Genomic DNA, 13,272 nt, shown 5'->3' with positions numbered 1-13,272 from the left:
AATTTTATTGAGCAAAAGTAGTATAAAATGCGAGCAGTTTTACAAAGAGTTACACAGGCAAGTTGCACAGTTGATGGTGAGGTAACGGGAGCGATTGATACCGGATTCCTAGTGTTGTTAGGCATAGAAGACGCCGATGCATTAGAGGATTTGGATTGGTTAGCACAGAAAATTATTGGTATGCGTGTTTTTGGAGACGAAAACGGAATGATGAATAAAGCACTTGCCGATGTGGGTGGAGATATTTTATTGATCAGCCAGTTTACCTTATTTGCATCTACCAAAAAAGGAAACCGTCCAGGTTTTACCAGAGCAGCACGACCAGATGTGGCCATTCCCCTTTACGAGAAAATGATCGAAAAACTATCTGCTTTATCGGGTAAAAAAGTAAAAACCGGAATTTTTGGTGCTGATATGAAAATCGCACTTTTAAACGATGGACCAGTTACGATTTTGATTGATACAAAAGATAAGGAATAATTAAAATTTAAACAGTAGCGGCGTAACTTATTAAGTCTTAAATTGTCAAAAAAACAATATTAATTTATTCCAAACTTTTAACCTAAACTAATATGGAGGATAAAAATCCGAACCGGCTAGCGGAGTACGGTTGTCTTGTGTTTTTTTTGATTTTAAAGTTAGTGTTATCTTTTGTATTGGTCAATTCAGTTTACGAATTGCACCGTGATGAATTTCTGCATTTAGATCAGGCGAACCACCTCGCTGCGGGTTTCACATCAGTTCCGCCGTTAACCTCTCTATTTTCATGGCTTATTAAAGCTTTTGGCAATGGATATTTCGTGGTAAAGCTTGTTCCTGCATTATTAGGTGCCCTCACTATATTTTACTGCTGGAAAATTGTCGGTTTTTTGAAGGGTAACCTATTGGCCAAATGCCTGGTTGCTGTAGCCTGCCTGTGTTCTGCTATGCTAAGGCTAAATACCCTTTACCAGCCTAATTCTTTCGATGTTTTGGCGTGGACAGCTATATTCTATTATCTGTTAAAATATTTTGATAAAAACGAAGCCAGATATCTGTATGCCTTTGCCATTTTTGTGGCCTTAGGTTTTTTAAATAAGTACAACATCCTTTTTCTCATAATTGGTTTACTACCAGCTATACTCATTACTTCAAAACGAAAAATATTTACTGATAAACATCTTTATCTGGCCATTTTACTGGCGCTTTTAATCATTTCGCCCAATGTAATCTGGCAGATTAACAATCACTTTCCGGTGCTCGCCCACATGAAACTTTTACAGGCAACGCAATTGGTTCATGTAAACCGGATTGATTTTTTTATCGGACAATTTCTCTTTTTTATCAGTTCAATCTTTATTCTTTTAGCAGGCATCGGCAGCCTGATTTTTTATAAGGATTTTAGCAAATACAGATGGATTATTCTCACCTACCTGTTTACACTTATTGTATTTAGCTATTTTAAGGCAAAAGATTATTATGCATTAGGTTTGTACCCTGTTTTATTGGCTTTTGGAGCCCATTATTTAAGTAGGGTTTTAGCTAAGAAATATGTACTGACGGGATTACTGTTTGCCTTTAATATTGGCTCGTTCATTTATTTGATACCGCTTATCATGCCAGTTTATAGTCCTGATGAAATTGTTGCACATCATAAAAGATTTGAACGGGTAGGTGCCTTGCGATGGGAGGACGGTAAAAACCACCAGTTGCCACAAGATTATGCCGATATGCAAGGCTGGAAGGAATTGGCAGCACTTGTTGATTCCGCTTACGGAATGGTTAAAGATAAATCTACCGTATTGGTACGTGCCGATAATTATGGACAAGCTGGTGCGATTAACTATTATTCAAAATATAAAAATATAAATGCTGTATCGTATAATGCTGATTATCTTTATTGGTTTAAAATAGATAAACCGATCAAGGATTTAATTATGATCACTTGGTGGAACGATGAAGATCCACAGCGCAAGAGAGAGCAGCCCTATTTTGCCAGGATTACTAAAATTGGAGAGATAAAAACACCTTACGCGAGAGAAGAAGGCGCAGGTGTGTTTTTGCTTGAAGATGCTAATATTGATGTGAATAGCATCATAAAATCAGAAATAGAAGAAGAAAAACATGACCATTAACGAAGCACAGGAAACCGTAGACCGTTGGATTAAAACCACAGGCATCCGCTATTTTAACGAACTCACCAATACTGCCATTTTGATGGAAGAAGTTGGAGAAGTTGCACGGATTATGGCGCGTAAGTATGGAGAGCAGTCGTTTAAAAAAAGCGACGAAGAGGTAAACCTCGCCGATGAAATGGCCGATGTAATGTTCGTTTTAATCTGTCTGGCTAATCAAACGGGTATAAACTTAACTGACGCTTTAGAAAAAAACCTGGAGAAAAAGAGCATCCGCGATGCAGATAGGCATAAGAATAATGAGAAGCTAAACCCCTAAATCCCCTAAAGGGGACTTTAGATTTTTAATGGTTTAAGCCCCCTTTAGGAGGTTGGAGGTACAAATTCCATTAAGGTACGATAAGCCACAAAGCGGTTTTTGTACCTTTCGTTTAGTTCAGCCTGTAAAGCAGGCGCAAATACTTCCTGGTATTTATTGTAATGATCTAATGTTTCGGCAACGTACTGTGCGCAATAGGTTACCCCTTCGTTCGGTGAATCTACAACCTTTAATAAACGGTTGGAGATAAACATACCCGTAGCCATCACTTCAGGTATATGAACATCTTGCATCCACTGTAACCACTCTTCGGCTGCTGCATCATCAAGGATGAGCGTAACATTATATAAAAACATGGTACAAAGGTAAATAATATATAAATGTTAAAAAATTGGTGATAATGGATTTTATTCTTTAAAGTGGTGTCAATCTGTTAAATTTGACGATTCCCATTGTTTTTAAGCATGATACGAACTAACGACTCTCAAAAAATAGACAATTCCACTCGTAATTATATTTATACTGGTTACCTAACTGCAATTTTCGGCGGTATTTTGGGGCTGGTGATTGGTTGGGATTTAATGAAGAAAAAAAGGAAATTGAGTACGGGTGAGAAAGTTTTCTCTTATTCGCTAACCGATAGACAACACGGTGCGAGGATCTTAATTTTATCAGGAATTTGCTTCATTTTGTTGCTAACCTTAACTATTATTGCATTAGATGCCTAAACCATCTGGATCCAGAAATGATTACCATTACCAATTCGTCTACCACTAAGGAACTTGAAGGGATTCTTAAGCTTCAAAAGCAAAACTTAAAGAAAGATTTAACTCCCGAACAAATAAAAGAAGAAGGCTTTGTTACCGTTTCGCATTCTCTTGATGATCTGGAAAAGATGCATCGGTACGAACCCAACATTATTGCAAAAGATGGAGAATTGGTTGTAGCTTATGTGTTAGCAATGACCGATGATTCTAAAAATGATATCCCAAGACTGGTTGAAATGTACGAAAGTTTCGATCACATCCAATATCAAGGTAAATCCGTTTCTTCTTATTCCTATATTGTTGTAGGGCAGGTTTGCGTTAGTCAGGCTTATCGAGGTAAAGGTTTGTTCGATCAATGTTATCGCGCTTATAAAGACTATTTTAAGTTTAAATACGATTTCGCAATCACCGAAATTGCAAGCATCAATTTACGATCTATGAATGCACATAAACGTATTGGTTTTGAGGTTGTTCATACTTATACCGATAACAGCGCTGTAGAATGGAATGTTGTGGTTTGGGACTGGAAACGGTAGATTGGTTTGGCGTTTAGCATCAATTAACCGATTAACCATTACGAATGAACTAATGACTAATGAACCATTGAACTAATCAAACCCCATCTCCGCGTAAATTTCTAAACCTTTTCCTGGCTTCGGCACTGAACATGCTCCCCGGGTAATCGGTAATCAGTTTCTGGAAATAGATTTTGGCCTGCGTAATGTCGTTTAATTTCTTTTCATAAAGATCGCCCAATGTAAAAAGTGCATCATCTGTCCAAATCCCATCTTTAAAATCTTCAGTTACTTTTTTTAGGATATCAGCTGCTTTTTGGAAATCGTTTGCTTTGATGAAAATTCTTGCTTTACTCATCATTATAGCGTCGGTTAGGCTATTTTGTGGAAAGGCTATCGCAATACTGTCCATTTTTTTAAGTGCACGCTCAGGGAGGTTTCTGAATAAAAGCATCTCTGCATCGGCATACATTTTTAGTGCGTTGCTATCCGCAGGGGTTTGAATATTATCGTTAATCAGTAAACTCAGGTTCAGCGCATCATTTGCAATGAGTTGTGAAGTTGCGGCCTTTAAAACCAGGCATTGGCCATTGCTGTATTCGAAATTACCCTGATAAAAGGAAAGTTTAGCACTCCTGAAACGTGCCTCATTTCCTACGGGTTGTCCTTCAAATTGTTTGCTCACTTGCTCGTACACTAAAAAAGCTTCCCAGGGTTGGTTGGTTAAAATGTAAATATCGCCTAAATCGAGTTTTAACTGGCCTAACTCCTGATCGTTAATGCCAGGCATTTTTATTGCTTCTTCCAGTTCTTTTTCTGCACTGCTGGGTTGATTTAAATAATAAGCCTGCAAGTTTGCGAGTTTTTTTATCGCGAAAAGTGTATTTCTGTTTTTGCCGTTTTCATCCAGTAGGGACTGATAATCTTTCGCTAACAGATCAAGGTCAGCTACTGTATATTTTCCGTTGGTACGAAGGTTATACTTGGTATTCAGCATTTCTATTTTTGAAGGAAGATAATACTGGTTATCCTTTCCTTTAGTTAATAGGTAATCGTAGGCTTTAATCGCTGTTTCGTATGCACCATTGTCAACAAATGTATAAATAGCATTAAATAAGGTCCCACCATCAGCTTTGGTGCGTTTATCGTATGCAATTAGCTGGCGCAGGGCCATATCGAATTCCTGTTGTTGAATATAGTTCCAGGTTAGTAACTGAATATAAATTTCGGCATCAGGTTCTTTCTGTATCTTTTTTAAAATGGCCGTCTGAAAAGTTTGATAATCGTTTTTATCTTCAAAAATAGAAGCCAGTACGGCTTCAGCCTGCGGTAAAAGCTGAGGCATGGTACCCATGGCATCAAGGTACTCTTGCATGAGCATGGCTTTATCCTTTTTAAAGCGGTAAATGTTCAATAGCTCAAAGACAAATAGCTGATCGTTGCCCAACAGTTTTCTGCCCTGCTTAAAAGTTTGAACCGCAAATTCATAATTTTCAAAACGATAAAAACTATTAGCTAAATTCCTGATCTTAAATTCATCTTTCGGAAGTTTATTAATTACATCGGTAAAAATCTTGTTGGCTGCTTGTACATCGCCCTTCTCTTGATAAAGTTTGCCCAATGCTATTGGATAAACATCGCCTTGAGGATTTTTTTTTATTTCTCTTTTAACCACTTTCTCCGCAACATCATAACGCTTTAATTTTACCAATGTATTAAAGTAAATATCGAAATAGGCTTCATTATTGGGTATGGCATAAAGTTTTTCCAGTAGCACAACTGCTTTTTCATAATCTCCATCATTATAGTATTGAATGGCCAGGCTACTTTCATCAGGTGCAATCTGTTGATTGGGACGGAAGATTTGTGCATTGACCCCAAGAGATAGAAATAAGAATATGATGAAAAGCAAGCGGTTCATAAACCCTAAATTATAAGTTTTAAATGTAACATTTTAATACATCTTTAGCTAAAGCATCAATTGATATTAAACGTATTTTAAATGTTACCTGTATTTTATTTTGTAGGTATTTTATAAATACTAAATTGAACCACGACTTATTATTGATTGCATAAGTAACATTGTTGGTGTAAATCGCAGTTAAGTTGTTATGATACTTATTTTTGTCATCCCGTAAAGGATTTATTTATGCTAAAAAAGATTTTTCTATTGTTAATGGTTGCATTGATCTTGGCCTGTAAAGGCACTAACAATGATACTATTCCTGTGGACGATTTCTTTAAAACGCAGGATAAAGCCTATTATCGCATTTCTCCAGACGGGAAAAGTCTTTCTTACTTAAAGCTTCATGATAAAAAGCTTGATCTTTTTGTTGAAGATCTTGCTACGGGAAATAGTCTTCAGTTAACCCATTTGAATGGGAAGAATATCAGTTTTCATTTCTGGACCAGCAATAATGAGTTGATTTATTATACTGAAGATGAATCTAAAGAGCGCAAATCGGATATTTTCGTGATCAATAAAGATGGGAGCAAGCAGGTTCAGCTGAGTGCAAATGAGAAAAACAGGTTAAGGGTAATAGAAGATCAGTTAATTGATGATAAATACATTATTGTTGCATCCAATAAACGCGATTCGACAGTTTTCGATGTTTACCGCTTAAATGTTCGGAATGGTAAAATGGATATTGCAGCTAAAAACCCTGGCAATATCACCGAATGGATGACGGATAACAGAGGGGTGTTGAAAATTGCTGTAGCGAGCGATGGAGTGAACGAAACCTTAATGTACCGGGAAAACGAAAACCAGGCCTTTGCTCCGGTAATTACAAACAATTTCGAAACCACTTTGCAGCCAGTTGCCTTCTCAGAAAGCCAACCCAATATACTTTATGTCATTTCTAACGTAAATAGGGATAAGAATGCACTAGTGGCACTCGATTTAAAAACAGGCAAAGAAAAACAGGTGCTTTTTGCAAATGATACCTTAAATGTAGTAGATGCAAAATATTCGCGACCACAAAAGAAAATGCTCTTTGTAACCTGCGAAACCTGGAAAAAGGAAAAATATTACCTTGATGACAGTACGAAGATTACCTATTCCAAAATAGATCGGCTTTTGCCAGGTACTGAATGGAAGATTATGGATAAAGATAAAATGGATAAGGTTTTTGTGGTAAGAACATTTACCGATAAAAATCCGGGTTCTTATTATCTCTATACCGTTAGCGAGAACAAACTTAAAAAACTAACTGATATTAGCCCATCTATTAAACAGGGCGATATGAGTGCCATGAAACCAATCTCTTTTAAAAGCTCAGATAATTTAACCATTAACGGTTATTTAACTTTACCCAAAAATAAAAAGCCTGTTAATTTACCTGTAGTGGTGCTGCCGCATAATGGCCCTGCAGGGCGAAATAGTTGGGGCTATAATGCAGAAGTTCAATTCTTGGCTAACCGTGGTTATGCTGTTTTGCAGGTAAACTATCGTGGATCTACCGGCTATGGTAAATCTTTTTATGCTGCTGGTTTTAAGCAGTGGAGCGATAAAATCCAGGAAGACGTTAATGATGGTGTAAAATGGTTGATCGCGCAAAAAATTGCCAATCCTAAAAAAATCGCCATTTATGGCAATGGTTTTGGTGGTTATATCGCATTAAATTGTTTGTATAAAAATCCCGATCTTTATAAATGTGGTGGATCAAATTCAGGAGTAATCAATTTGTTTAGTTACCTGAAAACCATCCCGCCGTTTTTAAAAGCGAATTTGCAGATGTATTATGAAATTGTTGGCAATCCGGTAACCGATACCGATTATATGCGGTTTGCATCGCCTGTTTTCCATGCCGATCGGTTTAAATCGCCTGTTTTTATAGCACAGAATCCTAAAGATCCACGTGTTAATGTAGCAGAAGGTGTTCAGTTTATCAAAGAGCTGAAAAAAAGGAATGTTCAGGTTACCTATATCGAAAAGGAAGAAGGTCCAAACCCTATAGTACGTCAACAGAGTAGAACGGCTCTGTACAAAGCGTTAGAAGAATTTTTACAAGAAAATCTAGGTAAGAAATAAGGTATGGCCTTAGATAAAAAAAGTGGTTATCGTAAAAATTTCTCGCTCGGTATAACCTTCATTGTACTCATTTCCATTCTTTTTATCCTATCGCTTTTTTTAGCGTTTAACTACAGCAAGAAATCGATTGAGAACGATTTTGTATCTGAGAAAGTAAACGTGCTAGAGCAAAGTATTAAGCCTTATAACGATTTCTTTCAGAATAAAATGCCCGAGATTTCGTATTATAGTGGCTTTTTAGATTCTTCTACAGCAGCAAAGTTTGTAGATACCGTGATGTTAAAGTATCCTTTTATCTCGAAGGTTACTTTTTACGATACCGAGGTAAAGAATGTTCCTGTTAAGGATGGGATCAATGCAAACCACTTAGGTATAGGCCCTAAATCTATTTTTCAGTTTGGTAAAGGTGTTAAACCCGATTCGGTAAAGTTATATTCAGAAGATGATACCAGATCTTTTAATGTGGGAAGCGATTTTAATGCAATAGCCATTAAACTTGCCACTTTGGTTGAGGATCTGGATACAGCATCGGTGCCTACACAAGAAGAATTGTTTACTAATTTTTCTATCGTTAACTCGAATGAAAATAAAATTACCTATTTAAATATTCCCCGCCGGGAAGATTTAAGGGCCTATAAAGATATGATCAGGCGGAAGTTAAATCCGGCGCCTGTTTATCAACAGGATGTACTGGTTTTTAATCTCGATGCGCATAAAATAAAGATTATCAATACCAGACCATTGTTATACCAAACGATCAGGATTGAGCCGTTGACTTACGATCCGATTGATACTTCTGATGAAAATATTAATACCGAAATTGCCCTGCCAGGCGCATTTTCTGATTTTAAGTTATACCTCATTTCATCAAGATCTTACATCAAGAAAGAAATTTTTATTTACTTCATGCCGATCGCCCTGGTGCTATTATTGGTATACGGCGTGCTTTTATTGGTTGCATTTTTAATTTACCGTAACCTGAATATCAATAGTAAAATGTTTAAGCTACAGTACGATTTTGTGAATAACCTTACGCATGAGTTTAAAACACCCGTCAGCGTGATTAAGATTGCGGGAAACAATATTAAAAGTGCTACCGCATTAAGCCAGAGGGAACAGCAACTGTATGGCAAGATACTGGATGAAGAAGCCGACAAGCTGAACGGTTTAATGAATAAATTACTGGCCTTTACGCAGATCGAAAATAAGGCGATTAAGCTGAACCAGGAAGAAGTTAATATTGTAGATTTTATTGAAAGTACCATCGAATCGCATACGTTGAAGCATCCCGATTTTAAGATTACCTATGAGGTGGTGGGCTTTAAAACCTTTATTACCGATCCGGTATTATTGGGAAGTTTATTCGATAATCTGGCAGAGAATGCCTACAAATATTCGAAGCCAGAGCAGAAAAAATTACACATTAGTGCAAAGTTGATTAAAGGGGTGCTGGTTTTCCGGTTTGCTGATAAAGGGATAGGTATCGCAGCATCAGAATTAAACAATATATTTAAGAAGTTTTTCAGGATTCAGAATGAATATAACCAAATGGGCAGTGTAGGCCTGGGTTTGGCATTCTGCAAAGAACTGGTTAACTTTATGGATGGGGAAATCTCTGTAAAAAGTAAAGTAGGAAGTGGTACCGAATTTAAAATAGTGCTGCCTTATAATAGTTAAATTTTAGGAGTTGGAAGCTTACGGGTTGGAAGGTGTTATAAAGTTGAATTTAACCCTTTAAATATCACAGCGTTTCAACATTACAACCGCATATAAAACACACATACAAATGTCAAAAGAAGTAAAAATATTAATCGTAGAAGATGATGAAAATCTTCGCTTTCTTGTGGCCCACCGTTTAAAGGCTGAAGGTTATACTGTGCTTGAAGCAAATGATGGCGAAGCTGGTGAAAGAATGATTGTTGCCGATCAGCCTGATATTGTTTTATTGGATTGGATGATGCCGGGTAAACAGGGCGCCGAAGTTTGCGAGAACGTGCGCAAGCAAGGATTCGAAAACCTGATCATTATGATGACTGCTAAAGCGCAGGATGTAGATAAAATTGATGCCTATAACTTTGGCGCATCTGATTATATCACCAAACCATTTAATATGGATGTTTTGGTTGCGATGTTGGAGAGCAAGGTGAAATTTATCGTGAATAAAGATACAGCTGAAATTCACCGTTTTGGTAATATGGAACATCATCCAAACATCCACACGTTGTTTAGAGATGGAAAGAAAATCGAGTTAACGATATTGGAAAACCGTATCCTCCTTTATTTCTTGCGCAACCCCGGTAAAGTAATCAACCGTGACGAATTGATGTTGGTGGTGTGGGGCTACAACTCTGATGTGAACACCAGAACGCTTGATATGCATATTGTGCGCTTACGTAAGAAGATAGAATTGAACCCTGATAATCCGCAGTTGTTACAGACTGTTAGGGGAGTAGGTTATCGCTTTAACGCGGGATAAATAACAGTCGTCATTTCGACCGTAGCGGAGAAATCTATGGATGATTTACTTAAATCTCTTTTATAGATTTCTCCATTTCGTTGCTCTTCAGTCGAAATGACGAATTTTATTACTATGCTCTTTTTAAAGTAAATATTGTAATCTCAGGTAAAATACCAACCCTGCCCGGGTAGCCTAAAAAGCCATAGCCCACGTTAACGTAAAGCTGTTGTTTTTGCTCCTGGTATAAACCAGCCCATTCTTTGTAAATGTATTGCACCGGGCTCCATTGAACCTCTTTGAAACGAACGCCAAACTGCATTCCGTGTGTGTGGCCACTGAACATCGCATCTATTTGAGGGTATTTCTTTAAAACCTCTCCTCGCCAGTGTGAAGGATCGTGACTAAGCAAAAGTTTAACCGGTAAATCGTCTGTATGCTGAACTGCAAGCTCCATTTTTCCATATTTAGGAAAGCGGCCCATGCCCCAGTTTTCGATACCTAAAATTCCGATTTCTTCTCCATCTACTTTTAATCTCCGGTTTTCGTTCATGAGTAAATCGTATCCCATTACTTTATGCACATCAACCATATCTTTCAGGTTTTTTACCTTTGCAGGAGAAGATTCTTTGCCAAAAAAATAATCACCATAATCGTGGTTACCCAACGTTGAATATACACCTAAAGGTGCTTTTACTTTCGAAAATATATCCTGATAATCCCTTACCTCGTTGGTCAGGTTATTGACTAAATCGCCGGTAAAAAAAACGAAATCGGGTTTTTCAGCCAATAGCATTTCTACCCCGCCCTTTACGGCTGTTTTATTGTAAAAACTTCCAGAGTGGATATCAGAAATCTGCCCCATGGTAATGCCGTCAAAAGCTTTAGGTAGGTTAGGGAGGATTAAATTTACCCGTCGCACCTGATAATCGTAGGCGCCAGAAATAATGCCCCAGCTTAATGAAGTTAAGGGTACTGCTGCTGCCACCAATCCGGCTTTAACCAGAAACTCAGAGCGTGAAATGGGGTCTGCTGTTGTATTTTGCGCTGTTGAAACTTCACTTTTTTTGTTCCTCCTGAAAATTTTAATGAACAACCTTCGTAAATCATCCAAGATCAAAAATGGAAGCATAGCCAGTTTACAGGCAACGGTTAAAAAGAAGGCAACTAAAATAATGGCTCTTAATGTAAGGAAAAGGTTAAGGTATATTCCACAGAAAACGCCGAAAATTAAGAGTAGGCTATAACTCCAATATGCAATAGCGAATACTTTTTTAGTAGTCGGTTTCCATTTTTTAAAAACAGCGATTATGGCTTTGTAACAATAAATATCAAAAGCAATGATGAATATGCAGGCAGCAATGATGAAAGGTAGTCTTCCCATTATGTTTAGGATTTATAAATAAAAAGCTTCGACACATTCTCCCTAGAGAAAGAATTTGTCAAAGCTAATCAAATTAGAGAAATTCAATATTATCTGAAATCGTCTTCATCCTCTTCTTCGTCAAATTCGGCGTTAAATAAACTGCCAAACATATCAGCGAAACCGAAGCCGCCATTTAAATAATTTTTGCTTAATTGCGAATATTCAGCTAAACCATGCAATACGAACTCCATTAACAATAGAGTTTGATTTTCGCTTAATTTAGGATGGAATTTTTTAACCAGATCGTACAGGTTCGGTACCAGCATCAGTGCTTTTTTATACTGTGCATTGGTTAAAGCATCGGTAACATCTACATTATTACCTTCGGTAAACCATTCGGTTACTTCGGTATAAGGATTGGCTGTTTTACTTTTCTTCGCTTTTTCAGGATCAGGGAAGTAACGTGCAAACAAAGTTTTAACCGCTTTGCCGATTAACGTAGTAGCTACATGCGCCGGCCCTTCCAGTTCGCCTTCGTAAACCAGTTCTATTTTACCGGTTATTGCCGGGATAATTCCTGCAAGATCGGATAAACGTACAAAAGTATTTTTCTCACCTGAGATCAGCATTCTCCTTTCAGCAGTGCTGATTAAATTTTCATAAGCCGAAATGGTTAACCTTGCTGAAACACCTGACTTTTGATCGATATACTCACTTTTACGTGCTTCAAAAGCAATCTGCTCTATTAAATCTTTCACCAAACCATCGGCCTCTATATTGGCTTTTTGATCGGTGGTTAATTTTGCCTCCTGAAAAGTAATTTTGCGCGAAATTTCGACCGTTTTAGGGTAGTGTGTCAAAATCTGACTCTCAATCCTGTCTTTCAAAGGTGTAACAATGCTTCCACGGTTGGTATAATCTTCAGGATTTGCGGTAAATACAAACTGGATATCCAGGGGTAAACGCAGTTTAAAACCACGGATCTGGATATCTTTCTCCTGTAGCATGTTAAATAATGCCACCTGGATACGGGCCTGTAAATCCGGAAGCTCATTAATTACGAATATGCTCCGGTGTGCACGCGGAATTAAACCAAAGTGGATTACACGCTCATCATTATAGGTTAATTTCAATGTTGCGGCTTTAATGGGGTCAACATCACCAATTAAATCGGCAACAGTAACATCTGGTGTGGCCAGTTTTTCGGTGTATCTTTCGCTGCGGTGTAACCAGGCGATTTCGGTATCATCGCCTTTTATGGCAATTTCATTTTTCGCATACCAAGAAATCGGGTTCAATGGATCATCAAAAATTTCGCTTCCGGCAACATAAGGCACATATTCATCCAATAAGTTTACCATCAAACGGGCAATACGCGTTTTTGCCTGCCCACGTAAACCTAAAAGTAAAATGTTGTGGCGCGATAAAATGGCTGTTTGCAGTTCAGGAATCACCGTTTCATCGTAGCCGATAATGCCCTCAAATTCAGTTTTTTTATCGCGGAGCACTTTAATAAGATTTTCTCTAAGCTCTTCTTTTACAGATCTCGATTTATATCCTGTGGTTTTTAATTCGCCTAATGTGGTGTTTTGCATCTTTTTAAAATCGGTTTAAGGTTTAGGGTTTAGGGTTGCAGCGCGCAGCATTCAACCATTAAATCTTCGCCTGTTTAAAATGTTTTCTTAGACTCGTTAGGTAGGTGT

The 13,272-nt window shown here is 37.6% G+C and carries 12 protein-coding genes; 8 read left to right on the top strand and 4 right to left on the bottom strand.

The window, feature by feature from the left end:
- The first annotated feature begins 27 nt into the window (after positions 1–27).
- From dtd to ASU31_RS07630, 3 genes are all read left to right on the top strand, one after another.
- Positions 28–480, top strand: a complete 453-nt coding sequence (gene dtd / locus ASU31_RS07640) for a D-aminoacyl-tRNA deacylase (RefSeq protein WP_057931777.1) — start codon at positions 28–30, stop codon at positions 478–480.
- 161 nt (positions 481–641) lie between these two features.
- Complete coding sequence (locus tag ASU31_RS07635) at positions 642–2,114, top strand: glycosyltransferase family 39 protein (protein WP_245224502.1); 1,473 nt, start codon at positions 642–644, stop codon at positions 2,112–2,114.
- Entirely contained in the window at positions 2,104–2,433 is a 330-nt protein-coding gene (locus tag ASU31_RS07630; RefSeq protein WP_025143974.1) for a nucleotide pyrophosphohydrolase, read from the top strand. The genes ASU31_RS07635 and ASU31_RS07630 overlap by 11 nt, the downstream gene beginning before the upstream one ends.
- A gap of 44 nt (positions 2,434–2,477) precedes the next feature.
- Here the strand turns inward: ASU31_RS07630 and ASU31_RS07625 are convergent, their stop codons facing one another.
- Positions 2,478–2,789, bottom strand: a complete 312-nt coding sequence (locus ASU31_RS07625) for a DUF4286 family protein (protein WP_057931775.1) — start codon at positions 2,787–2,789, stop codon at positions 2,478–2,480.
- 108 nt (positions 2,790–2,897) lie between these two features.
- Here ASU31_RS07625 and ASU31_RS07620 point away from each other — a divergent pair, with 108 nt between their 5' ends.
- Entirely contained in the window at positions 2,898–3,161 is a 264-nt protein-coding gene (locus tag ASU31_RS07620; protein WP_057931774.1) for a hypothetical protein, read from the top strand.
- Between the two features lie 17 nt (positions 3,162–3,178).
- Positions 3,179–3,736 carry a GNAT family N-acetyltransferase gene (locus ASU31_RS07615; RefSeq protein WP_057931773.1) on the top strand — a complete coding sequence of 186 codons (558 nt, stop codon included), beginning with the start codon at positions 3,179–3,181 and terminating at the stop codon, positions 3,734–3,736.
- A 76-nt stretch (positions 3,737–3,812) separates the two neighbouring features.
- On the opposite strand, the gene ASU31_RS07610 is transcribed toward ASU31_RS07615, so the two are convergent.
- Positions 3,813–5,636, bottom strand: a complete 1,824-nt coding sequence (locus ASU31_RS07610; protein ID WP_057931772.1) for a tetratricopeptide repeat protein — start codon at positions 5,634–5,636, stop codon at positions 3,813–3,815.
- 228 nt (positions 5,637–5,864) lie between these two features.
- On the opposite strand from ASU31_RS07610, the gene ASU31_RS07605 reads away from it, so the two are divergent.
- The 3 genes from ASU31_RS07605 to ASU31_RS07595 all read left to right on the top strand — a co-directional run bounded on the left by ASU31_RS07605 (position 5,865) and on the right by ASU31_RS07595 (position 10,224).
- Complete coding sequence (locus tag ASU31_RS07605; RefSeq protein WP_057931771.1) at positions 5,865–7,748, top strand: S9 family peptidase; 1,884 nt, start codon at positions 5,865–5,867, stop codon at positions 7,746–7,748.
- Positions 7,749–7,751: 3 nt separating this feature from the next.
- A complete protein-coding gene (locus ASU31_RS07600; RefSeq protein WP_057931770.1) occupies positions 7,752–9,425 on the top strand; it encodes a sensor histidine kinase in 1,674 nt (557 codons plus the stop codon).
- 109 nt (positions 9,426–9,534) lie between these two features.
- Positions 9,535–10,224, top strand: a complete 690-nt coding sequence (locus ASU31_RS07595; protein ID WP_029274172.1) for a response regulator transcription factor — start codon at positions 9,535–9,537, stop codon at positions 10,222–10,224.
- A 112-nt stretch (positions 10,225–10,336) separates the two neighbouring features.
- Here ASU31_RS07595 and ASU31_RS07590 read toward each other — a convergent pair whose 3' ends face one another.
- A complete protein-coding gene (locus ASU31_RS07590; RefSeq protein WP_057931769.1) occupies positions 10,337–11,587 on the bottom strand; it encodes a metallophosphoesterase in 1,251 nt (416 codons plus the stop codon).
- 89 nt (positions 11,588–11,676) lie between these two features.
- Positions 11,677–13,164 (bottom strand): magnesium chelatase ATPase subunit I, encoded by a 1,488-nt coding sequence (locus ASU31_RS07585; protein ID WP_057931768.1) that lies wholly within the window; start codon positions 13,162–13,164, stop codon positions 11,677–11,679.
- Positions 13,165–13,272 lie beyond the last annotated feature (108 nt).

The sequence above is a fragment of the Pedobacter ginsenosidimutans genome, from assembly GCF_001442625.1.
Taxonomy (GTDB): domain Bacteria; phylum Bacteroidota; class Bacteroidia; order Sphingobacteriales; family Sphingobacteriaceae; genus Pedobacter; species Pedobacter ginsenosidimutans.
The sequence above is the reverse complement of the archived record's forward strand: the minus strand, read 5'-3'. Positions and strand labels throughout refer to the sequence as shown.